Source organism: Acinetobacter sp. YH12138 (assembly GCF_015218525.1).
Lineage (GTDB): Bacteria > Pseudomonadota > Gammaproteobacteria > Pseudomonadales > Moraxellaceae > Acinetobacter > Acinetobacter amyesii.
This window is the reverse complement of sequence record NZ_CP048672.1, coordinates 83,207-105,038: the sequence shown is the minus strand read 5'-3', so window position 1 is coordinate 105,038 and position 21,832 is coordinate 83,207. Positions and strand designations below refer to the sequence as shown.

15 protein-coding genes and 4 pseudogenes are annotated in these 21,832 nt (G+C 46.4%); 10 read left to right on the top strand and 9 right to left on the bottom strand.

Annotation, left to right across the window (positions count from 1 at the left end; genetic code table 11):
• Nucleotides 1-119: 119 nt before the first annotated feature.
• The 5 genes and pseudogenes from G0029_RS17655 to traJ form a co-directional block, all read right to left on the bottom strand.
• Complete coding sequence (locus tag G0029_RS17655) at nt 120-977, bottom strand: SDR family NAD(P)-dependent oxidoreductase (protein ID WP_120366351.1); 858 nt, start codon at nt 975-977, stop codon at nt 120-122.
• Between the two features lie 159 nt (nt 978-1,136).
• Nucleotides 1,137-1,322: a GyrI-like domain-containing protein gene (locus tag G0029_RS18465; RefSeq protein ID WP_233735431.1), complete on the bottom strand. Its 186-nt coding sequence runs from the start codon at nt 1,320-1,322 to the stop codon at nt 1,137-1,139.
• Nucleotides 1,314-2,216 (bottom strand): annotated as a pseudogene (locus G0029_RS17650) (TCR/Tet family MFS transporter); the annotation flags it as partial. The pseudogene G0029_RS17650 and the gene G0029_RS18465, both read right to left, overlap by 9 nt.
• A gap of 26 nt (nt 2,217-2,242) precedes the next feature.
• Nucleotides 2,243-3,118, bottom strand: a pseudogene (gene traI / locus G0029_RS17645) (TraI/MobA(P) family conjugative relaxase); the annotation flags it as partial.
• Nucleotides 3,115-3,489: a conjugal transfer transcriptional regulator TraJ gene (gene traJ, locus G0029_RS17640; RefSeq protein WP_033472343.1), complete on the bottom strand. Its 375-nt coding sequence runs from the start codon at nt 3,487-3,489 to the stop codon at nt 3,115-3,117. The pseudogene traI and the gene traJ, both read right to left, overlap by 4 nt.
• 329 nt (nt 3,490-3,818) lie before the next feature.
• Between traJ and G0029_RS17635 the strand changes: the two genes are divergently transcribed.
• The 3 genes from G0029_RS17635 to mph all read left to right on the top strand — a co-directional run bounded on the left by G0029_RS17635 (nt 3,819) and on the right by mph (nt 7,510).
• Entirely contained in the window at nt 3,819-4,211 is a 393-nt protein-coding gene (locus G0029_RS17635; protein ID WP_052928019.1) for a TraK family protein, read from the top strand.
• A 244-nt stretch (nt 4,212-4,455) separates the two neighbouring features.
• Nucleotides 4,456-5,949, top strand: a complete 1,494-nt coding sequence (locus G0029_RS17630) for an IS91-like element ISVsa3 family transposase (RefSeq protein ID WP_015344975.1) — start codon at nt 4,456-4,458, stop codon at nt 5,947-5,949.
• Between the two features lie 673 nt (nt 5,950-6,622).
• On the top strand, nt 6,623-7,510 hold the full coding sequence (mph, locus tag G0029_RS17620) for an Mph(E)/Mph(G) family macrolide 2'-phosphotransferase (RefSeq protein WP_071830579.1): 888 nt from the start codon (nt 6,623-6,625) through the stop codon (nt 7,508-7,510).
• Between the two features lie 73 nt (nt 7,511-7,583).
• On the opposite strand, the gene G0029_RS17615 is transcribed toward mph, so the two are convergent.
• From G0029_RS17615 to sul2, 3 genes and pseudogenes are all read right to left on the bottom strand, one after another.
• Nucleotides 7,584-8,048, bottom strand: a complete 465-nt coding sequence (locus tag G0029_RS17615) for an ATP-binding protein (protein ID WP_071830580.1) — start codon at nt 8,046-8,048, stop codon at nt 7,584-7,586.
• A gap of 67 nt (nt 8,049-8,115) precedes the next feature.
• Nucleotides 8,116-8,358, bottom strand: a pseudogene (gene glmM / locus G0029_RS17610) (phosphoglucosamine mutase); the annotation flags it as partial.
• A gap of 86 nt (nt 8,359-8,444) precedes the next feature.
• A complete protein-coding gene (sul2, locus tag G0029_RS17605) occupies nt 8,445-9,260 on the bottom strand; it encodes a sulfonamide-resistant dihydropteroate synthase Sul2 (RefSeq protein WP_001043260.1) in 816 nt (271 codons plus the stop codon).
• Nucleotides 9,261-9,542: 282 nt separating this feature from the next.
• On the opposite strand from sul2, the pseudogene G0029_RS17600 reads away from it, so the two are divergent.
• Together G0029_RS17600 and G0029_RS17595 are read left to right on the top strand one after the other, a co-directional pair.
• A pseudogene (locus tag G0029_RS17600) lies at nt 9,543-9,854 on the top strand (HNH endonuclease signature motif containing protein); the annotation flags it as partial.
• Nucleotides 9,855-10,404: 550 nt separating this feature from the next.
• Nucleotides 10,405-11,637, top strand: a complete 1,233-nt coding sequence (locus tag G0029_RS17595; RefSeq protein WP_160255372.1) for an ATP-binding protein — start codon at nt 10,405-10,407, stop codon at nt 11,635-11,637.
• 273 nt (nt 11,638-11,910) lie between these two features.
• Here G0029_RS17595 and G0029_RS17590 read toward each other — a convergent pair whose 3' ends face one another.
• Nucleotides 11,911-12,240, bottom strand: coding sequence for a DUF4236 domain-containing protein (locus G0029_RS17590; protein WP_005403805.1), 330 nt, complete (start codon nt 12,238-12,240; stop codon nt 11,911-11,913).
• 208 nt (nt 12,241-12,448) lie between these two features.
• Here G0029_RS17590 and G0029_RS17585 point away from each other — a divergent pair, with 208 nt between their 5' ends.
• From G0029_RS17585 to pglX, 5 genes are read left to right on the top strand one after another with little or no spacing between them, the layout of a single operon-like run.
• Complete coding sequence (locus G0029_RS17585; RefSeq protein ID WP_160255371.1) at nt 12,449-13,315, top strand: WYL domain-containing protein; 867 nt, start codon at nt 12,449-12,451, stop codon at nt 13,313-13,315.
• 10 nt (nt 13,316-13,325) lie between these two features.
• A complete protein-coding gene (locus G0029_RS17580; RefSeq protein WP_180025626.1) occupies nt 13,326-13,937 on the top strand; it encodes a DUF1819 family protein in 612 nt (203 codons plus the stop codon).
• A 16-nt stretch (nt 13,938-13,953) separates the two neighbouring features.
• Nucleotides 13,954-14,529 carry a DUF1788 domain-containing protein gene (locus G0029_RS17575; RefSeq protein ID WP_005403808.1) on the top strand — a complete coding sequence of 192 codons (576 nt, stop codon included), beginning with the start codon at nt 13,954-13,956 and terminating at the stop codon, nt 14,527-14,529.
• Between the two features lie 40 nt (nt 14,530-14,569).
• Entirely contained in the window at nt 14,570-18,250 is a 3,681-nt protein-coding gene (gene brxC / locus G0029_RS17570; RefSeq protein WP_180025627.1) for a BREX system P-loop protein BrxC, read from the top strand.
• Between the two features lie 46 nt (nt 18,251-18,296).
• A complete protein-coding gene (pglX, locus tag G0029_RS17565; protein WP_180025628.1) occupies nt 18,297-21,806 on the top strand; it encodes a BREX-1 system adenine-specific DNA-methyltransferase PglX in 3,510 nt (1,169 codons plus the stop codon).
• Nucleotides 21,807-21,832: the final 26 nt, after the last annotated feature.

Here is a 21,832-nt window from a genome sequence, read left to right as displayed (position 1 = left end):
AATTGTATTTGTTTTAGAAAAAGTTTTTGATCATTTGCTTCTTGCTGTGTAAAAGGTTTGTATGCTTGAATTTCTTCAATGATTTCTTTCATTTTTTATTGTCACTTTCCTGTCGTCATCTACTTATCAGCTAAATACCCTTCAGGCATTGGAATCAATTTTTCTGATTCCCGACTGAGGCTCTCCTCTGCTTTCCACCCGGCGATTTTATTTTCCGTTGCTTCGATCACCCCATCAAAAAGAGAATCACTTAATATTAGACGTAGTGGTGGTTCAGGCAATGCCGCAAGTTTTAAGATTGTCTTTGCTGCTAATATAGGGTCACTATCTGTCGCCTGACCCTCCTGTTCTTTTGCGAAGGCATCCATTTGTTGATGCAGTTCTTGATAATCCGGCAAGCGTTTACTATTATGCAGTTTCTTGTAAAGATCTGTCCAATAACCTCCTGGTTCAACAATAGTCACATGAACACCAAAAGGAGCCAGTTCCTGTGCTAAAGCTTCCGTCAATCCTTCTACCGCAAATTTACTAGCACTGTATAGACCTGAAGTCATCCAAGACATGATGCCCCCGATACTACTCATTTGGATAAAACGACCTGATTTGTCTCGCAAAAAAGGAGAAACCGCTTGAGCCGTCCAAAGAGAACCGAAAAAGTTTACATTCATTATCTGACGCGCCTCTTCTTCTGTTGTCTCCTCAATCATTCCTCCAAGCATCATTCCCGCATTACTCAAAGCAATATCGATGCCATTAAATTTTTCTGCTCCCTTAGCAGCAGCGGCTACTACCATGTCTCGTTCTTCAATATCGCCTAAACAGATCAGCAAAGAAGATCCATATTCTGTTTTTAACCTGCTGAGTTTTCCTTCTGTTCTAGAAAAAGAAATGACTTGGTCGCCATTTTCTAATACTAATTTTACTGTCTCAAAACCAATTCCTTTACTTCCACCAGTAATAAACCACGTTCTAGTCATCTGTCCACGCTCCTTTTTTCCTAATTACTCTCAATATGATTATAACAAATTAAAAGGCCAACAACAACTATAGTATCTAATATGCTGATTGTCAGTTATAAAATACTAAGAGTCATTTTATTCAAAAAAAGTTGTGGCAAAAAACTTGCCACAACTTTTTTATTTTGCACGAATCGGGAGCCATATTTGGAACTGTGCATTCTGAGGATTAGCATCTAAATATAATTCGATATCTGGCAATTCAGCATATTCAAAACCTGAAGTTGGTAACCATTCAGTAAAAATCTGCTGTTGCAATTCTTGAATTGCTCCTGGTATAGGACCCGTTCCTGAGAATACCGCCATCCAGCTTTGCGTGATAAAAGCCAGCAATAAAAACCCGCACATATCAGCGCCCATTCCAAGCAGCAACACACCGCGGTCACCCAGTCGCTTTGAAAGAGTGCCGGTTAAAACAGCTTGTACGAATGTATGTGCTGCACCAAAAACGGCCAGCGACACACCTGCTGTGCCAATATCCCAATTCAAGCGCTGTTCGCCATAAATCACCCACAAAGCGGCGGGCGCCTGCCCAATCAGCTGCATAAGAAAAAACAACGCAAAAAAGCTGGCAAGTCCCTGAACTGCAAAATTGAAGCGAAAGCCTTCAAACAAATTGATTTTGGCTGGCTGTCCTTCAGGCGGTTGTGACGGCGTTTTGGGCAACAAGAAAGCCACCAAACAAAAGGCAATTGCATTGAGAAGAGCCCCTGCCACAAAGGGCGCATGCACAGATATATCACCAAGAACACCGCCAATAGCAGGCCCTGCAATCATACCTGCACCAAAACACGCCCCCATAAAACCAAACCAACGCGCACGTTCTTCCTGTTTAGTTGTATCAGCGATAATTGATGCCGCGATTGCACCAGTTGCTCCGGTAACACCTGAGATAATCCGGCCGATATAAAGCACCCATAAAACAGGCGCTGCCGCCATTATGCTATAATCAATCGTGGCACCTAAAAATGAAACCAGCAAAATAATCCGCCGTCCATAGCGGTCAGATAACCGCCCTAAAACGGGCGCGCAAAAGACCTGCATAAACGCATAAAGCGATAAAAAAACACCATAGTGAAATGCTGTTTGCTCTGCCGGTACAAATTCATTTAATAAAGCCGGAACCACCGGCATGATTAATCCCAAACCAATCGCATCAAGCGCGACAACAATGAGTGCGGTTATAAGTGATTTTGACATAGATGTGACTTTTATTTATCATTGATAAGTTGGCGATAAAAAACTTTGTACCTGGCATAAAGCTCGGTGGTGTCAGCGCGTGACCGTACCGGCTTCTTTTGATACTGCCGCCTGGGCGGCTTCTCCTGCTGATCCGGTGACGCCTCAAAGGCTCCCAGCCGCTTTTCCAGGGCAGGCTTGGACAGATCGCGGGACAGGGTGCTGGGCTTGACCATCGTGCCGTCATCGGCCCGGATCACCAACCCGTTACCCCTTGGCGTAATCTCCAGGCCGTTATCACGCATGACCTGGTGCAGCTCCGTCCAGGACTGCGCGGCTTTAATGTCGTCCAGGCATTCGCGCTTGATCCAGCCCACCAGACTTTCCACGCCGGCATGGCGCTCCATGTCGGCGGCCCTCGATGCCGCCCCGCGCTGCTGCGGCCGGTGATTGTCTGCCTCCAGGCCATAGTCCCGTTCCAGCGTCTCGCACAAGTCGGCCAGCGCCAGGTGCGGATAGTACGGTTCGTGCATCGTGTGCCTGGTCGGGTGAATCTTGTTGATGGCAATGTGGATGTGCAGGTTGTCGGTGTCGTTATGCACGGCGCTGATACGCTGATGCTCACCAAACCCTAGCCCTTGGCAAATCCGTTCCTCTATCGCCTTCAAGGTGTCGGCATCGGGATTCTCGCCGGCGCGAAAACTGACAATCAGGTGATAGGTCTTATCGCCCTTGGCCCTGGTGTTCATGTGCTGGGTGGCCAGCACTTCGGTGATGGCATCGCGCACTGAATGCGCCTCGCAATTCGTGACCTGAACATGGCCCAGCCGGTGGTCTTTGCTCTGTGCGTCGGTGATGTATTTAGCCAGGTCGGCAAAGTCTGATTTGCCCAGGGAACGCATGGCAACATGCTTGGCAATCATGATGCTGCCCTGGGTCGCACAATAGATTCCATCAATCGGCTCATTTCGTCCTGGTTGGCCTCAATCCGGGCCAGCAGGCCCAAGACAGTTTCAGCGCTGAACCGGGCCGTTCGGGCATCGTCGGTCAGCCACAATTTCAGCAGACCACCGAGGCGGCCCAGGTCGCCATTGACCCGCACCAGCTCGCGCACGTTCTCGTAATCGGTCACGCCCTGGACGGCGTAACCCTGCCCCACGGCCAGCAAAAAAGCAGACGTACTCAAGCCAGCCGCTTGTGCGTTGGCCTCAATGGCGGCCCGCTCTTCCGGCAGGCAATACACCTTGATCGGCGTGCTGCTTTTTCTCGTTACCTTCTGCTCTGTCGCCTCCATCTTTGGCGTCCTCCTGGTTCTCTTATTCCGGCGTCCGCCGATGGCCCCGCAGGGCAGGATTCCCGTTGAGCGCCGCAGGTGCGAATAAGGGGAAGTGAAGAGGAACACCATGCTTGCATGGTGGGCCTACTTCACACATCCTGCCCGCTTCACCACCACTTTAACATCACTACCATTTACCGGCTATAACCCGTTTTATCGACAAACACAAGCCGATTCCACGCATAAGGCGTGCAATCTGGCTTTAGTCGCCTTACAATCGCTTTAATAGCGATAGAATCGGCATTAAATCGCGGATAAATCGACATATAAAAGGCGGTAGAATCGGCATGACTAAACGGCTTACAGAGCGCATTGCAGCGCAAATGCAGACCCAAAAGCCCACCCGTTCAGGACAGAATCGGGCGGCTTTCCTGGCCCAGCGCGACGACATAAAAGAGGCTTTGACCGATGGCTGGCCGGTAAAAGCCATCTGGAAAACGCTGCACGATGAAGGGAAAATCAGCTTCGGATATGATGCTTTTATCAGCTATGTGAACAGTCTGATTCGGTCGCCAGGCGAGCCTGAAAAGGCCACCGCAAGACCGCCGGCATCCTCCCAACCGGCCCCCAAGAAAGCCACCCCAGCGACACCCAAACCAGTACCATCAGCCAGCCATAAGCCGGGGGAGATTCCCAGCTTCAACTTCAACCCCAGCCCGAACAAAGCGGACTTGATTTGACGCCCCAAGGGGCGGATTGGACGCCAAGAGGGAAGGCATAGCCCGCCCCTCAAGTGTCAATGAACCCCTGGAAATCGACCCCGAAAACAGCCCCCTTCATAGAGGCGGCCTATTAACATTTGAGTGGGAGTGACGGGCACTGGCTGGCAATGTCTAGCAACGGCAGGCATTTCGGCTGAGGGTAAAAGAACTTTCCGCTAAGCGATAGACTGTATGTAAACACAGTATTGCAAGGACGCGGAACATGCCTCATGTGGCGGCCAGGACGGCCAGCCGGGATCGGGATACTGGTCGTTACCAGAGCCACCGACCCGAGCAAACCCTTCTCTATCAGATCGTTGACGAGTATTACCCGGCATTCGCTGCGCTTATGGCAGAGCAGGGAAAGGAATTGCCGGGCTATGTGCAACGGGAATTTGAAGAATTTCTCCAATGCGGGCGGCTGGAGCATGGCTTTCTACGGGTTCGCTGCGAGTCTTGCCACGCCGAGCACCTGGTCGCTTTCAGCTGTAAGCGTCGCGGTTTCTGCCCGAGCTGTGGGGCGCGGCGGATGGCCGAAAGTGCCGCCTTGCTGGTTGATGAAGTACTGCCTGAACAACCCATGCGTCAGTGGGTGTTGAGCTTCCCGTTTCAGCTGCGTTTCCTGTTTGCCAGCCGGCCCGAGATCATGGGGTGGGTGCTGGGCATCGTTTACCGCGTCATTGCCACGCACCTGGTCAAGAAAGCGGGCCATACCCACCAAGTGGCCAAGACGGGCGCGGTCACCCTGATCCAGCGTTTTGGATCGGCGCTCAATCTGAATGTTCACTTCCACATGCTGTTTCTCGACGGTGTGTATGTCGAGCAATCCCACGGCTCAGCGCGTTTCCGCTGGGTCAAGGCGCCGACCAGCCCAGAGCTCACCCAGCTGACGCACACCATCGCCCACCGGGTGGGTCGCTATCTGGAACGGCAAGGCCTGCTGGAACGGGATGTCGAAAACAGCTATCTGGCCTCGGATGCGGTGGATGACGACCCGATGACACCCCTGCTGGGGCACTCGATCACTTACCGTATCGCTGTCGGTTCACAGGCGGGGCGAAAGGTGTTCACTTTGCAAACTCTGCCGACCAGTGGTGATCCGTTCGGTGACGGGATTGGCAAGGTAGCCGGGTTCAGCCTGCACGCCGGCGTGGCGGCCAGGGCCGATGAACGCAAGAAGCTCGAACGGCTGTGCCGGTACATCAGCCGCCCGGCGGTATCCGAGAAGCGGCTGTCGTTAACACGAGGCGGCAACGTGCGCTACCAGCTCAAGACGCCGTACCGGGACGGCACCACGCACGTCATTTTCGAACCATTGGATTTCATTGCAAGGCTGGCCGCCCTGGTACCGAAGCCCAGAGTCAACCTAACCCGCTTCCACGGGGTGTTCGCACCCAACAGTCGGCACCGGGCGTTGGTCACGCCGGCAAAACGGGGCAGGGGCAACAAGGTCAGGGTGGCTGATGAACCGGCAACACCAGCACAACGGCGAGCGTCGATGACATGGGCGCAACGGCTCAAGCGTGTTTTCAATATCGACATCGAGACCTGCAGCGGCTGCGGCGGCGCCATGAAAGTCATCGCCTGCATTGAAGACCCTATAGTGATCAAGCAGATCCTTGATCACCTGAAGCACAAAGCCGAAACCAGCGGGACCAGGGCGTTACCCGAAAGCCGGGCGCCACCGGCTGAGCTGCTCCTGGGTCTGTTTGACTGACGAGCCTGAAGGCCAACGATACCAATCAAAATGCTGCGTTCACAGCGCCGCGGCAGGGATCCGCCGTGCTGGTTGTCGGAAAAGGAGCCGCTAGTGGGAAAGAGGAGGGTAAATTTTCAGCGTTGCTGGCTCCCCGTCAGCCGGATTGGGTTGCATCGCAGGGGTGTCGAAAGAGTCAACTGCGGTCCAAAGCTGTTGGACTTGGGTGAAAAGGGCGTTTATTCTTCCTATACGTGAACCGCATCCTACGGAATGAGTAACCCTTGCCCTATTGTGAGTAGAACGTCGTATAATTCAAACGAAAGCAGTTAATAGGTATGAAATATCACAGCACAAAAGAGCGACAGGACATGTTTAGATGATGTTATTATAAAATAATAACATCATGGATGAATAAAAAATAATTTTCTATCTTTACAACTATGTTATACTTCTATGATAAGGCTATGATGGCAAAGCCTTGGTTTTCCTAATCAAATAGTCGCCGAGATGGCTTCAATGCGACAGTAGGTCTACTGTCTCACAATTAATTCATGTATCAGATTTTTGTTCCCTGATGGGAAGTGTTATCCATACGAAAAGAATATGGGTAAAGTGTTACACCTGTATATGACATTCAGAATGTCCTGTCGGGGGAACTGGTACCAATTTAATAAAAGAAAACAGTATAGAAATGACAATCGAAGATATGCAAACATTAGCCCTAGAGCATGGGCTGAGAATTTCGGAAGAGATGAGCGTCAATGAGATGGGCATCGACTTTAGAGTTGCCTTTGTAAAGGAAGTAAACGGTGAGAACTGGGTACTCCGTATACCTCGAAGAAGCGATATGCTTGAACAAATCGAAAATGAAAGTAGAATATTGGATTTAGCCAAAAGAAACCTGTCGATCAATGTCCCTGATTGGAAAATTGTATCGGAGCGCCTAATAGCCTACCCTTTACTGGAGGATGCGCCTGCTCTGACATTCGATGCGATAACACATGAGGTTTCTTGGAACATAGATCGCGATAGCATAGCTTATGTGGAGTCTCTGGCAAAATCATTGGCCGAATTACATCGTATTACAGCTGACGATGTGAGAAAGAGCAACTTGAAAATAATGACTCCAAGTGAATTGAGGACCGAAATAGCTGACCGTATCCACTTGGTGAAATCTGAGATAGGTATCAGCGAGCCGTTGGAAAACAGATACCGTAGATGGTTGGACAATGACCCTTTGTGGCCTGAATTCACTTGTTTCATCCATGGCGATCTCTATGCAGGGCATGTCTTAACCTCGAAGGAAGGTAAGACCTCTGGTATCATAGATTGGTCTACTGCGCATATGGGTGATCCTGCACTGGACTTTTCTGGTCACGTATCGGTTTTTGGAGAGGATAGCCTGAAGAGTTTGATAACGGAGTATGCTAAACAAGGCGGAACGATATGGGATAGGCTCTACGAACAATCTATAGAGAGGGCTGCTGCAGCTCCATTAGCATATGGCGCTTTTGCGGTAGAGTGCAACGACGATAATCATATCAATGCCGCCAGAGCAGCCTTAGGTATTGTTCAATAAAATGATGTGAGGATACTTTTTTAAATGCTAAAATAGGAGTTCGATTGGTGCCACTTAAGAGTATCATTGATTTCTATTTTAGCCAGTATCCTCCACTTTTAGGAGCTCCTCGAAACTCGATTTTATGATCATCTCTTAAGATTTTGAGCCACCGCTCTACTATCTTGACAGGAACTAATAGCTCGTTTACTAAAAATGGTGCACGCTTTCCTGGATTAGTTCTTATCTGATTAAATAGTAGATTTACTCCCTCACTTACTCCCTCATTAGATTCGAAAAGTAGCTTTGATGAGACAATAACTCGAAAACCGTGCTGGAAATTTTCAAAGACAGGGGGACGCAGACCATAGGATGCGAAGCCTTCTTGGATTCGTTTGATGCCTGACCCATATTTTTCAATAAAATGCGCTTCTTTGAACGTGGCAGATATCCTTTTATTGCGCGCCCATGGCGAGTAATCTTCACGAAGAAGCTGATCAATCGTTAAGTTATCAGCTAAACCACCTGGATTGAAAAACTCTATGGAATTGTAATACACCCTGATTATGGAATCGGCAAATTAATTTGGACTTGGGTGAAAAGGGCGTTTATTCTTCCTATTACGTTGTCGGCAGCGGGCCAAAAAGGAATACGTCCATGCCCATCGAGGTGAAACCGGCTGTGAGCGCGGGTTCAAGCATATAGCCCGACAGGCGCGTATCCTTGCCGATCACGACACGATGGCGGTGGTCACCGCGACGAAAGACACGGCCAGCCGCCATGCCGACGCGCAAGGCGGTTTCCGCCGTCATCGCGCCTTCGTTGGCTTTGCCACGAATACCGTCTGTGCCGAAATATTTGCGCACCATAAGGTCGATTATCCTGTCGTCGGGTCGCCCTCAAAGGGGACATGCCTGCTGAACCGCGAATATAGAGAAATATCCCGAATGTGCAGTTAACGAATTCTTGCGGTTTCTTTCAGCGCCGCCAATACCGCCAGCCCGTCGCGCAAGGGGCGCGGCTCGTGTGTGCGGATGAAGTCAGCTCCACCTGCGGCGGCGGCAAGCTCTGCAGCGAGTGTCGCGGCCCCGACATCCCCCGGACCACGGCCTGTGAGCGCGCGCAGAAAGGATTTGCGCGAAACAGACAGAAGCACCGGCAAATCGAAGCGCAGCCGCAATTCATCGAACCGCGCCAGCACCGAGAGCGAGGTTTCGGGAGCAGCCCCCAGAAAAAACCCCATGCCGGGATCAAGGACAAGGCGGTTGCGTTTGATACCGGCACCCGTCAGCGCCGCGATGCGCGCGTCAAAGAACGCCGCAATGTGATCCATGATGTCGCCAGCGGGTGCCTCGCGCCGATCTGCCTGCCCGTCTTGCACCGAATGCATAACGACGAGTTTGGCAGATGATTTCGCCAATTGCGGATAGAACGCAGCGTCTGGAAAACCGCGAATATCATTGAGATAGGCCACACCACGCGACAAGGCATAGGCTTGCGTCGCGGGTTGATAACTGTCGAGCGAGACGGGAATGCCATCTGCCTTGAGCGCGTCCAGCACCGGCGCGATACGCGCGATTTCTGTGTCGGACGAAACAGGCGCGGCGTCGGGATTGCTGGATGCCGGACCGAGGTCGATCACATCTGCCCCCTCGGCCATCAGCTTACGCGCCTGCGCAATGGCTGCGTCTGGCGCCAGATACCGGCCTCCATCGGAGAAACTGTCCGAGGTTATGTTGACGATGCCGAAAATGATGAGCGATTTATTCATGGGGGCTTCTATAATAATAATAATCGAGCATGAGTCTCATACGGATGCTCGGGTCGAAAGGGAATCCCCAGGCGAGTAACCTGTTTGCGGTGATCCATTAGCTGCAGGAGCAGAATAGCATACATCTGGAAGCAAAGCCAGGAAAGCGGCCTATGGAGCTGTGCGGCAGCGCTCAGTAGGCAATTTTTCAAAATATTGTTAAGCCTTTTCTGAGCATGGTATTTTTCATGGTATTACCAATTAGCAGGAAAATAAGCCATTGAATATAAAAGATAAAAATGTCTTGTTTACAATAGAGTGGGATATGTGGAGTCGATTAGTCCAATTTCTCGGTCAAAGCCCAAGGCCTTTTCGGCATTAACCAAGAGTCTGCTTAAGCACAATTTTCTGGTGGGTAATCATAACTTTTGCCTCATTTGTGATGGATTGATCTATCTTGATTCTACTGAATCGGATCATCGGATTGCCAAAGCCGTAGGTGGGCAAGGTGTTCTAGAGAATGGTCTGCTGGTTCATCCCATCTGTAATAGGATGAAATCAGATCTGAGCCTGGAAGAGATTAGAGCGGCTTTGTTTGGTGAATTACTGTATTAATCAACAGAGCGATGAGCTCATTTTTGCAGAAGTATCAATGATTAATCACATGATTTAACTTTTGATACATTCAGCCAATATGGTTATTTTTAATTCAGTCCAGAATCACAACCAGAAACTAGCTGTAGTTTCTGAATGACCGTCAAGGTCCTTAGTTTCGCCCATAGATTCCCTCTGTGGGCTTTTTTTGATCAAAAATTGTATAGATGCTCTAAAATAAACCTTTTAGCATTTCATAAGCAATTAGGATTAAGGCTGAGACCATCAGCACAACAAAAATGAGTTCCACTCTAGTTAACAACTTAGTTCCATTTACTTTTCACTTAATTTATATAGCAGTTAACTCGTAGCATAAATGAAATAACATGACATGGAAAATAATCAAAAAGACAGAATTTGGATTTTGATCAGATCTGCATGTTTACATGCTTCTACAGCAGCTTTGAATGTTTCACTTAACCTTTAAACTTTTCTTAAAACTAAATATATTTACATATACATTCTAAAATTTGATAGAATTTATTAAAACTTTAGATTCTAAGTGTAAATAATGAGAAGCGCTAATATTCGACGTGATGGCTACTTAAAATTTCTGAATACATGGCAAGACCGTGATGTCATTAAAGTACTTTCAGGTGTGCGTCGCTCTGGAAAATCCACCTTATTGGCGATGTTTCAACAAGACCTAAAAGCACAGGGCGTACAAGCCGAAAACATCATTGCCATCAACTTCGAATTTATGGAATTTGAAGAACTCACCGATTACCGTAAACTACATGATTATGTATTATCCAAAGTTGATAAAAGTAAAAAAAACTATGTTTTTTTAGATGAAATTCAACATGTTACAAATTTTGAGAAAGTAGTCGACTCTTTATATGTTCGGGATTATATCGATTTATATATTACAGGCTCAAATGCATTCTTTCTAAGTGGAGAACTTGCGACTTTACTTACAGGACGCTATATAGAGCAACATGTTTTACCCCTTTCATTCCAAGAATTTAAACAGTGGCATATTGAAAATAATCCGATCATCCAACAATTATCAAATCGTGATTTGTATGCCATGTATACGCGCAGTAGTTTCCCTTATACGCTTGCCATGACTAGCCAGCAGGAAACTTATGATTACTTGCAAGCGGTCTATGCCAGTGTAATGTTTAAAGATGTTATTCCACGTTTGAATACTGCCGATATTAACTCTCTCGAGCGTGTCACAAGATATTTGGCAAGCGTGACAGGCTCAGCTATTTCCATCAATAAAATTAAAAATACCTTTGTTTCAAGTGGGGTTAAAATTTCATTTGAAACAGTAAAACGCTATATTCAGGGCTTACAGGACAGTTTGTTATTTTATAGTGCCGCACAATTTAAAGTACGCGGGCGTGAGTTATTACAATCCTCTGAAAAATACTATTTAGTTGATGTCGGATTGCGCCGGATTATGTTGCCTGATGCTAATGCTGATCAAGGTCATATCTTAGAAAATGTGATTTATCTTGAGCTTGTCAGACGAGGTTATACGGTCTATGTAGGGCGGGTTGATGAATATGAAATTGATTTTGTTGCTGTCGATACTTTACAGAATTTAACTTATTATCAGGTGGCATTAGAAACGCTCAATGAGGAGACACTCAGCCGAGAGTTACGTCCATTACAGAAAATTTCTGATTCGTATCCCAAGTATTTGCTTACATTAGACACGATAGGGACTGAAGCGAATTATAATGGTATTGTAAAAATGAGTGCTCTCGATTGGTTGCTATCTGAAAATAAGTAAAGTTGAGGGTAGACATGGATACTATTATTTATTAATTAAAACTCAAAGACTTTTCAGCATTAACCAAGAGTGTGATCAAGCATAATTTCTGCTCCAATTGTGATGGATCGATTTACCTCGACTCGATTGAGTCAGACTATCATGATTGAGCCAGAGTCGCTTACTGAAAGTAGCGAGAATTGCGCTGGAGTTTCTGAAGGATATTAATTCCTTAGTTTGCCCATTCATCCATCTGGGCATTTTTTTTTTGATTAAAATACAATGCGGTTCTTGCTAAAAAATGACGGCACCCACCATAAAACACAATATTCCAAAAATAATCCAAGGCCATATCTTTGCCTTCGGTTGTTCTAAATTCTGAGGATTATATTCCGTGTGTTCTAGCGATGTCGGTTGTGGAACACGGGTCTTTTTAGAGTAAGGTTGGTGTTTAGAGTAAGATAGTCCCGTACCTGGAATGCCGACACTGGTTCGCGTACCTTTTTTCCCAATATTTAGAGAAGCACCAGGTTTGCCAATGCTGGCACTGCTGATGCCTTTATGGGTCAGATTAATTTTAAAACCCGGGAATAATTTAATACTTTTACGAAATCTAAAACCCATATTTCTCTCATTCTAAAACTTAGCTCAATTCACGCGCTATACCAGGATCCATGATCTGCTAGAGATCGTACTTTGACGGCTATCATCAGGATACTAGTATATTTTTTATCTGATGATTGCAATACTACCTTTAAATACCGTCAAAAATATTTACTGTATATTTGCTGTAGGGTAATCTTAAAGCTGCTATTTATTGACTGATTGGTATATGACGACAGATAAGCATGAAGTGCTTCTTCGAATGCGAGCCATCGAGTTGCTTGCTTACTGGGAAGGTCGTTTGGTTACCAATCGTTTGATGAGCTGGTTTGGGCTCAGTCGACAGCAGGCTTCTGCGGATATCAAGCGTTACAATACGCTGTATAACCCCGATGCCTTGATTCATGACCCCTCCGTCAAGGGTTATGTGCCTAAGGCCAGCTTCCAGCCTGTACTGACTACAGCGCATATCAATGAATATCTCAATATGCTCTCGGGCTTGGTCAGTGAATCGCATGCCCTTATTGCGATGCCAGAACCGAATCTTACAGCAGTTCAATTACCTGATCGCAGTGTACGTCCTGAAGTGATTCGGGAAGTTTTGCGTGCCTGCCGCAACCAAAGTACTTTAAAAATGATTTATGCCTCGATGCAGAATCCGCAGTGGCATGAACGCATCATTTCCCCACACACCCTGGTGTATACCGGTTTTCGCTGGCATGTCCGTGCCTATTGCCATCAGAGCAAGCAGTTTAAGGACTTTTTACTCTCCAGAATTGATCGCACACCTGTTGTGATGGCGATTGAGTCAGTAGACCCTGCTCAGGATCAGCAATGGCATGAAGAAATTGTACTGACGCTGATCCCGAATCCAAAATTGAATGCAGCTCAAAAAGCGCTGGTCGAAAAAGACTTCGGCATGCCTGATGGCAGATTACAGATTCCGGTGAAAAAAGCCTTGGCTCACTATACTTTGCAGCGATATCAGGCCGCGATCACGCTGGCTGAGGCGGATGATGCCTTGAAATATCCCTTGGTACTACAACGCTCAGATATCGAAAAGCTGTCATCTTACCTGTTTGATCAAGCTTCATAGGAGATTGGCTATGTTAGAACAATTTCATTATGACAGTGACCTAATTGGTGGCTCACTGATGGTACGTGAAAGCCGGCTGATCGCGGATCTGTTATTACGAGAGGCGACTCCAGAACAATGGCATCAGGCCATTCAGATTGACAATATTCTGCAAAAAAGAACTGCGGCTTCGGCGCAACGCAATGCCACCGCTATTCGTAAGCGTCTGGAGCGCTTGGAGCCTGATTTCTGGAAAGCACTACGTGATGGGGATGATGAGCTGGCGACCCAGGTGGCTTTTTGTGGCGCATTGGAACGCAACCTGTTGCTGCTTGAGTTTATGGAAACGGTGATGAGAGAGGCCTATATCTCTCAGGCTCAATACCTGGACAGTTATATCTGGTCAGATTTTTTGGATGAACGCTCACAACGTGATCCGGATATCTTTGATTGGAAAGAGTCCAGCAAGAAAAAAATGGGGCAGGTGGTGTTTCGCATGCTGGCAGAAGCCGGTTACTTAAAAAGTACCCGTAAGCTGGAGTTGCAGCGCGTGATCGTCAGAGCAGAGCTGCGTAGCCTGTTGGAAGAACATTATAAACAACGCATTAAAAGATCTATGGAAGTGTCGCTATGGACGCGGTAGTTGTAGAGGGGCAGCAATGAGTCAAACAATACATGAGCGTCTGAACCAGATTCCAGAGCGAATTCTTTCCACTGAGTTTCTCACTGGACAAGGATTGGGCAATGAAATTGGCTTCTGGATTTTTGATTATGCGCCTGAAGATGAGTTGAAAGTGCGCGAATATTTGCATTTTCTCGAAGGGATGCTGGAGAAAAAACACAGTCAGCTGAAGGTGGTGAATATCAACCTGCTGCAAGCCGTGGTGGATTATCTGGCTGAGCGTAACTTCATCGATAAAGCCATTCAAATGCAAAAAGCCAAAGGCGATGAAGCGCTGCTCAAAGCCTTAAAGGGCCCACTGCATATGGATAAGTTCGCGCCGTATCTGGTGAGTAAATATGCCACCAATGCGCAAGATATTGTGTTGATGACTGGGGTTGGGTCGGTTTGGCCACTGTTACGTGCCCATCACTTATTAAACAGTTTGCATTCGTTACTGGGGCATAAGCCAGTGGTGCTGTTTTACCCAGGTTATTACGACGGTCAAGCGATGAGTTTATTTGGAAAAATTCCAAGCAATAATTACTACAGAGCATTCAGATTAGTGCCTTAACACGGCAAATAGAAATAAGAATTCCGGGGAATTGATTGAGATGAACATTAAAGAACTTTTTTATAAGCCATTAGATCGTGCGATTAACGGGGTCGTAAAAGCAGACCAGAATGACAATACTACGGTTTATCAGGAACTCGATGAGTATGTGGTCACCAATGAACTGGAAAAGCATTTTCGGGACTTTTTCCAGTCTTATGGCACAGACCTAAGCGATCCTTCGATTGCCAACCGTGTCGGCGTATGGATTTCGGGCTTCTTTGGTTCAGGTAAATCACATTTCCTGAAAACCTTGTCGTATATTCTGGCCAATAAAGTGGCACGTGACGCGGAAGGTAACGAACGCAGTGCTGCAGAATTCTTTGATGAAAGCAAAATCCGGGATGCGTTTATCCGTGCGGATATTGGTAAAGCGGTTAGTCATCATGCCGATGTCATCCTATTTAATATCGACAGTAAAGCCAGCTCCAATGATGATGGTAATCCGATTCTGAATGTGTTTTTACGCGTGTTTAACGAATATCAGGGTTTTAGTGCCGATCATCCACATATTGCACATATGGAACGTCACCTGAGCCAGAAAGGGGTGTATGAGCGCTTTAAACAGGCTTTTGAAGAATCTAGCGGCATGTCCTGGCTAGAGGAGCGTGACGGCTATCAGTTCTATCAGGATGATGTCGAAACCGCAATTTCCCAAGCCCTCAACTTATCTGCTGAAGCTGCGCATAAATGGTTTGAGGATTCTGAGCAGACCTTTAGTGTTTCGGTGGAAAACTTCTGTCAGTGGGTGAAAGAATACCTGGACAGCAAAGGACCCCAGCAACGCATGTTGTTCTTGGTCGATGAAGTGGGGCAGTTTATTGGCAGCGATACCCGCTTGATGCTGACACTGCAAACCATTACTGAAAACTTGGGTACGATCTGTAAAGGCCGCGCTTGGATTATCGTCACCTCGCAGGCAGACATCGATGCTGTTTTAGGTGAGATGTCTTCTTCCAAAGCCAATGACTTCTCCAAGATTGCTGGACGTTTTAAAACCCGGTTATCACTGTCCAGTTCCAATACCGATGAAGTCATCCAGAAACGTTTATTACGTAAAACCCCGGAAGCTGAAGCACTGCTCAGATCAGTGTTTGAGCAAAAGGGCGATATCTTAAAAAACCAGATCACCTTTGACCGTTCAGGCCCAACACTCAAGAACTATGAGGGTCCAGACAGCTTTATCAATAACTATCCTTTTGCGCCGTACCATTTCCAGCTGGTGCAGAAAGTTTTTGAAGAAATCCGTAAGGTCGGTGCGACCGGTGCACACCTGGCCTATGGTGAACGGTCCATGTTGGATGCGTTCCAGATGGCCGCGAATGCGATTGCTACAGATGAAGTCGGGGCCCTGGTTCCTTTCCACCGCTTCTATACTTCAGTGGAAGGATTTCTGGATACAGCAGTGAAGCGTACCATCGACCAGGCAGGGCAGAATAAAACCCTGGATAGTTTTGATGTGCAGATGCTGCGTACCCTGTTCATGATCCGCTATGTCGATATCATCAAAGGTACGCTGGATAACCTGGTGACTTTGTCGATTGAGAAAATTGATGAAGATAAGCTGGCATTGCGCAAGCGGATTGAAGAGAGCCTACTGCGTCTGGAAAAAGAGAGCCTGATTACTAGGAATGGTGATGAGTTCCTGTTCCTGACCAATGAAGAACGCGATATTACCCGTAAAATTAAAGCCACAGACTTAGCGGCTTCAGAAGAAAATAAAGAGTTAGCTAATCTAATCTTTAAAGATTTACTGAGGGATCAGAACAAATACCGCCATCAAGCCAACAAGATGGACTATCAGATTGGTCGTTTTCTGGATGGTCATAGCCTGGATGGCAAGTATGAGAGCGATTTGAAAGTTGAAATCATTTCTCCACTGGATACGGAATATAACCTCTACACAGAAGCTTTCTGTATTGGTAAGAGCGCCGAGGCCGAAGGGCAGGTACTGTTTAAACTGGCAGACGATAAACAGTTCTTTAATGAACTGCGCACCTGGCTGAAAACCAATAAATTCATCCGCTTAAATGATGATGGTACCCAATCCGATATCACCCGTATTCTGGCAGACCGTGGCCGTGAGAATCAGGAGCGTAAAAAACGTCTGCGTGCCCGGGTCGAAGAAATGTTGCTGGACGCGGAAAGTTATGCCTTGGGTCAACATCTACAACTTTCATCTTCAAGTCCAACCACCAAGCTGGATGAGGCTTGTCGTTATCTGCTGGAAAACACTTATACCAAACTGAGCTATTTGCAGGTCTATCAGCAGGATGCCTGGCGTGAACTGAACGCCGTCTTGACTGTTGATGATATGGCGCAACTCGGATTGTCTCTGGATGGCGGTCAAAGCAATCCGAAAGCCCTACAGGAAGTAGAGCAGTACATTGCACTACGGGCCACTGGTACAGAGCGTATTCTGGTCTCGGATGTGATAGATCGTTTTGCCAAACGCCCTTATGGCTGGCCAGATGCCGAGATTTTACTGCTGGTAGGTCAGCTGGCGGCAATGGGGCGGATTTCTCTGCAGTTAAATGGCGGCAGCTTACAGTTGAAAGAGGCCTTTGAGCCTTTACAAAACAGCCGTCGTCGCCGTGATGTGTCGATCATTAAAAAACGCCAGACTGATGATCAGGTGTTGAAACAGGCACGCCAACTCACCCAAGACCTATTCTCGGCCATGGGACCAGCGACAGAAAAAGAGCTATTTGAATTCTATACCCAACATTTTAAAAACTGGTTAGCCAACTTTAAGTCGTATAAGAGTAAAACTGATGTCGGGCAGTTCCCAGGCAAGAAAGTGATTGAAAAGTCGATTCTGACTTTGGAACGTCTGCTGGCGAATAGCGACAGCTTTGATTTCTTTAAGGCCGTGGTCGAGAACAAGGACGACTATCTGGATCTGGAAGAAGATTATCGTGATATTCATGAGTTCTTCACTAACCAGATGCCGAGCTGGCAGCAACTGCAACAGGCCTTACGTCATTTTGAGAAAAACAAACAGGCGTTGGGCAGTGATGATGTGGCAAAAAAAGCCCTGTCTGAATTACATCGTATTTCCACCCTTGAATCTCCCTATGGCCTGTTAAATAAAGTTGCTGATTTGGTTCGCACCGTGGAAAGTGTCAATCAACGCTTACTAACTGAAAAACGCAGTCAGGCGCTAGAGCAGCTGGATGACAAGATCAAACAGCTGGAAGCTGAAATCAAGAACAGCGGCATTGCTACAGCTGAGCTGAGTAACAAGCTACTGCGTCCGCTGCAATTGCTCAAAGCGGATATTGAAGTGGAAACTAGCCTGTCCACCATTTATATGCTGCAAACCCAAACCGCCGTCGAGCGTTTTGATGAAGCCTTGTATGAGTTGGAAAGCGAAGTTCAGGCGGAAATCCAGCGACAGGCCAAAGCGGCACAACTGGCTCAGCGCAAAGCCGAGAGTGTAACCAACACTGCAACCACCTCCAGCCCAGCTACATCAGCACCTGCTGCGAGTCCGGTACAGCCTGCGATAGCCGTAGTGCCACCGAAACCGGTGGTGGAAGTCGATGTCGCCAGCATTTACAGCAAAAGCTCCAGTAGTGTCTATCTGGAAACAGAAGAATCAGTGGATCAGTTTGTAGACGCACTCAAAGCTGAATTGAAAAAAATCGTGAGTGACAAAAAGCGTGTGCGTATCCGCTAACAGGGCTTAGGGATATCGGCATCAGTCATTGATTAAAGGTTTAAAGATGAATACCAGTAATATTAAAAAATACGCACCGCAAGCACGAAATGATTTTATCGCAGCGATGCGCAAGCAGGCCGCCAAATATGGCATCACCGCAGACCGCATTTTACCGGCTGAACAGAAAGGCGACTTGCTGCTGATTGGCGATCAGGTTTTTCCGCTATCAGTCATGAAACCACGTGACAAGCTGATCAAACGCATTCAAACCAGCAGTTTTGAGCAGACGATTGATTATATCGCTTACAGCTGGTTTAACCGTCTCTGCGCGATTCGTTATATGGAATGCAAAGGCTTACTGGATCATGGTCGCCGTGTACTCAGTAGTGCCGATGGCAGTGCAGGCTTGCCACAAATTCTGGAAGAATGTCTGGACATTGAGCTACCGAATTTAGATGCCAGCCGTGTGGCTGATCTCAAGCTAGATGGCAATAAAGACGAAGAGCTGTATCGGGAGCTATTACTGGCTCAATGTCATGCGTTGAATCAGGTGATGCCACTCCTATTTGAACAGGTTTCTGATGAGTCAGAACTGTTATTACCTGACAATTTAACCAAAACCGATTCTTTGATCCGTGATTTGGTGAGCAGTATTCCAGAAGAAGATTGGAATGATGTGCAGATTATTGGCTGGTTGTATCAGTTCTATATTTCTGAAAAGAAAGATCAAGTGATTGGTAAAGTTGTCAAGAGTGAGGACATTCCTGCCGCGACGCAACTCTTCACCCCAAACTGGATTGTGAAGTATCTGGTGCAGAATAGTGTCGGTCGTTTATGGATGATGGCACAGCCGGAAAGTACCCTGGCCAGCGCATGGGAATACTATATTCAGCCGGCGGAACAGACCGATGAAGTCAATGCACAGCTGAAACAGCTGATTGATGTGCGGATCAGTGAAGATGGCGATAGCTTAAACCCAGAAAGTATTACGGTGTTGGATCCGGCCTGTGGTTCGGGGCATATTCTGGTGGAAGCCTATGATTGCTTAAAAGCGATTTATTTAGAACGTGGCTACCGCAGCCGAGATATTCCACGTTTGATTCTGGAAAACAACCTGTACGGCATTGATATTGATACCCGTGCAGCACAATTAGCTAGTTTTGCATTGTTAATGAAAGCGCGTGAGGACGACCGCCGTTTATTTAGCAATCCACCGAAGCTGAATATTATTGCGTTGCAAGACAGCCAACCTGAACGTTTAGACGCATTCAGTCAGGACTTGGCAAATACCGGTATTGCACAGGCAGATTTAAAAGAGTTACTGGGTTTATTTGAACACTCTTCGACCTTTGGTTCTTTAATTCAAATTCCTGCAGCATTTGCGAAGAAACTACCTGACTTAGAAACCAAGCTGAATACAGCATTAGAATCAGGAGATATTTTTGCACAGCAGTCAGCACAAGAGTTATTGCCTTTAGTACAACAAGCTATATTACTGGCTAAACAATATGATGCAGTAATTGCAAACCCGCCGTATATGGGCGGTAAGGGCATGAATACAGCACTTAAAGATTTTGCGAAGAAAAAATTCCCTGACAGCAAGTCAGACCTGTTTGCCATGTTTATTGAGCGTGGATTTGTATGGTGTAAGGACAATGGCTTTAACAGCATGGTCGCTATGCAAAGCTGGATGTTCTTATCCTCTTATGAGGCGATGCGTGAAAAGCTGTTACAAGATCGCACGATTCAAACTATGGCACATTTAGGTGCAAGAGCATTCCCTGAAATCTCAGGAGAGGTGGTACAAGCGACTGCATTTGTGATGCAAGGTAAACATCTAAATGGGTTCAAGCCCGTATTTTTTAGGTTAGTGGATACAGAGCAGGATCAAAAAGAAAATGAATTAAAAGCAGGACTAAATCGCTTTGATTCAACGATTCAAGATGACTTTAAGAAAATTCCAGGTAGTCCTGTGGCTTATTGGGTGAGTGAAAAGGTAAGAGAAATTTTTATATTAGGAAAATATGTGGATGATGTTGCAGAACCTAAAAGTGGCCTATCAACTACAGACAATAATCAATTTTTAAGATTCTGGTTTGAGGTTTCATATTTAAAAATTGGATTTGGTATTACCAGCATTATTAATACTCAAGATAGTGACTATATGTGGTTTCCATTTGTTAAAGGGGGAGATTTTAGAAAATGGGCTGGTAATGAGGTGTATGTGGTAAATTGGAAAAATAATGGTCGTGATATAAGAGAAAAAACAAAAGGGGCAGCTGGAGGTCGAATAGTAAGTCCAGAATTTTATTTTAAAACAGGTGTTACTTGGTCTGGAATATCAAGTAGCCTTCCTTCAATGAGAAAAATGACGAATTCTATTTTTGGAAGCGGAGGGAAAGCTTTATTTTCGAATGAACATTTAGATGTATTTTTAGGTTTTATGAATTCTAAAATAGCTATAAGCCTTTTAAACATCATAAGTCCAACGTTAAATTATGAAGCAGGGCATATTGGTAAATTGCCAGTAGTGAAATTTGATTCAATTCCTATAAATAAAGTTATCCAGTCTCTGGTTGATATATCTAGATCGGATTGGGACTCCTATGAAACTTCATGGGACTTTACTCAAAACCCAATTATCCGTACGGGGCAGCTAAACCTCGAACAAGCTTTTAACACCTGGCAACAGCAAAATGCTGACGCCGTGGCTGAGATGAAACGCTTAGAAGAAGAAAACAATAAGCTATTTATTGATGCTTATGGTTTACAGGACGAACTGACGCCTGATGTACCCGATGAACAAATCACCCTAACCCGTGCCGACCGTGAAAAAGACAGCCAGCGTTTAGTTTCTTATGCACTTGGTTGCATGATGGGACGCTATAGCCTAGATGAACCTGGCTTGATCTATGCCCATGCAGGCAATCAAGACTTTGATCCTAGTCGTTATCAGACATTCCCAGCCGATGCTGACGGTATTATTCCACTCACCGAAATGCACTGGTTTGAAGATGATGCTACACACCGTATCCAAGAGTTCTTAACTGCAGTGTGGGGTAAAGACACACTAGACGCTAATATGCTGTGGTTGGCAGAAAGCTTGGATAAAAAAGCTAGTGAAACCGCTGAAGACACCATTCGCCGTTATCTTGCTAGTAAATTCTATAAAGACCACATGCAAACCTATAAAAAGCGTCCGATCTACTGGTTATTTAGCAGTGGTAAACAAGGCGCTTTCCAGGCGTTGGTGTATTTGCACCGCTATAACGAAAGCACCTTGGCGCGTATGCGTACTGAATACGTCATGCCACTGATTTCCAAAATGGCTGCTTATGCTAATTCTCTAGAAACAGCAAAAGAAAGTAGTGACTCTGCGGCTGAAATCAAACGTATCGAGAAAAAACTGCAAGATTTGCATAAGCAACAAGCTGAACTCAGTACCTTTGAGGAAAAGCTGCGTCACTATGCCGATCAGCGTATTTCACTGGATCTAGATGATGGGGTGAAAGTGAACTATGGCAAGTTTGGGGACTTGTTGGCTGAAGTGAAAGCTGTGACGGGGGAGAAATAATGAATAGCTTTTCTTCCACACTAGAT

What these genes read in the sequence shown, in the direction of transcription:
- mph (WP_071830579.1), top strand. Translation starts at nt 6,623, where the DNA reads ATGACAATCGAAGATATGCAAACATTAGCCCTAGAGCATGGGCTGAGA.
- brxC (WP_180025627.1), top strand. Translation starts at nt 14,570, where the DNA reads ATGAACATTAAAGAACTTTTTTATAAGCCATTAGATCGTGCGATTAAC.
- sul2 (WP_001043260.1), bottom strand. Translation starts at nt 9,260, where the DNA reads ATGAATAAATCGCTCATCATTTTCGGCATCGTCAACATAACCTCGGAC.
- pglX (WP_180025628.1), top strand. Translation starts at nt 18,297, where the DNA reads ATGAATACCAGTAATATTAAAAAATACGCACCGCAAGCACGAAATGAT.
- G0029_RS17635 (WP_052928019.1), top strand. Translation starts at nt 3,819, where the DNA reads ATGACTAAACGGCTTACAGAGCGCATTGCAGCGCAAATGCAGACCCAA.
- G0029_RS17585 (WP_160255371.1), top strand. Translation starts at nt 12,449, where the DNA reads ATGACGACAGATAAGCATGAAGTGCTTCTTCGAATGCGAGCCATCGAG.
- G0029_RS17630 (WP_015344975.1), top strand. Translation starts at nt 4,456, where the DNA reads ATGCCTCATGTGGCGGCCAGGACGGCCAGCCGGGATCGGGATACTGGT.
- G0029_RS17590 (WP_005403805.1), bottom strand. Translation starts at nt 12,240, where the DNA reads ATGGGTTTTAGATTTCGTAAAAGTATTAAATTATTCCCGGGTTTTAAA.
- G0029_RS17580 (WP_180025626.1), top strand. Translation starts at nt 13,326, where the DNA reads ATGTTAGAACAATTTCATTATGACAGTGACCTAATTGGTGGCTCACTG.
- G0029_RS18465 (WP_233735431.1), bottom strand. Translation starts at nt 1,322, where the DNA reads ATGGCGGTATTCTCAGGAACGGGTCCTATACCAGGAGCAATTCAAGAA.
- G0029_RS17575 (WP_005403808.1), top strand. Translation starts at nt 13,954, where the DNA reads ATGAGTCAAACAATACATGAGCGTCTGAACCAGATTCCAGAGCGAATT.
- traJ (WP_033472343.1), bottom strand. Translation starts at nt 3,489, where the DNA reads ATGGAGGCGACAGAGCAGAAGGTAACGAGAAAAAGCAGCACGCCGATC.
- G0029_RS17655 (WP_120366351.1), bottom strand. Translation starts at nt 977, where the DNA reads ATGACTAGAACGTGGTTTATTACTGGTGGAAGTAAAGGAATTGGTTTT.
- G0029_RS17595 (WP_160255372.1), top strand. Translation starts at nt 10,405, where the DNA reads ATGAGAAGCGCTAATATTCGACGTGATGGCTACTTAAAATTTCTGAAT.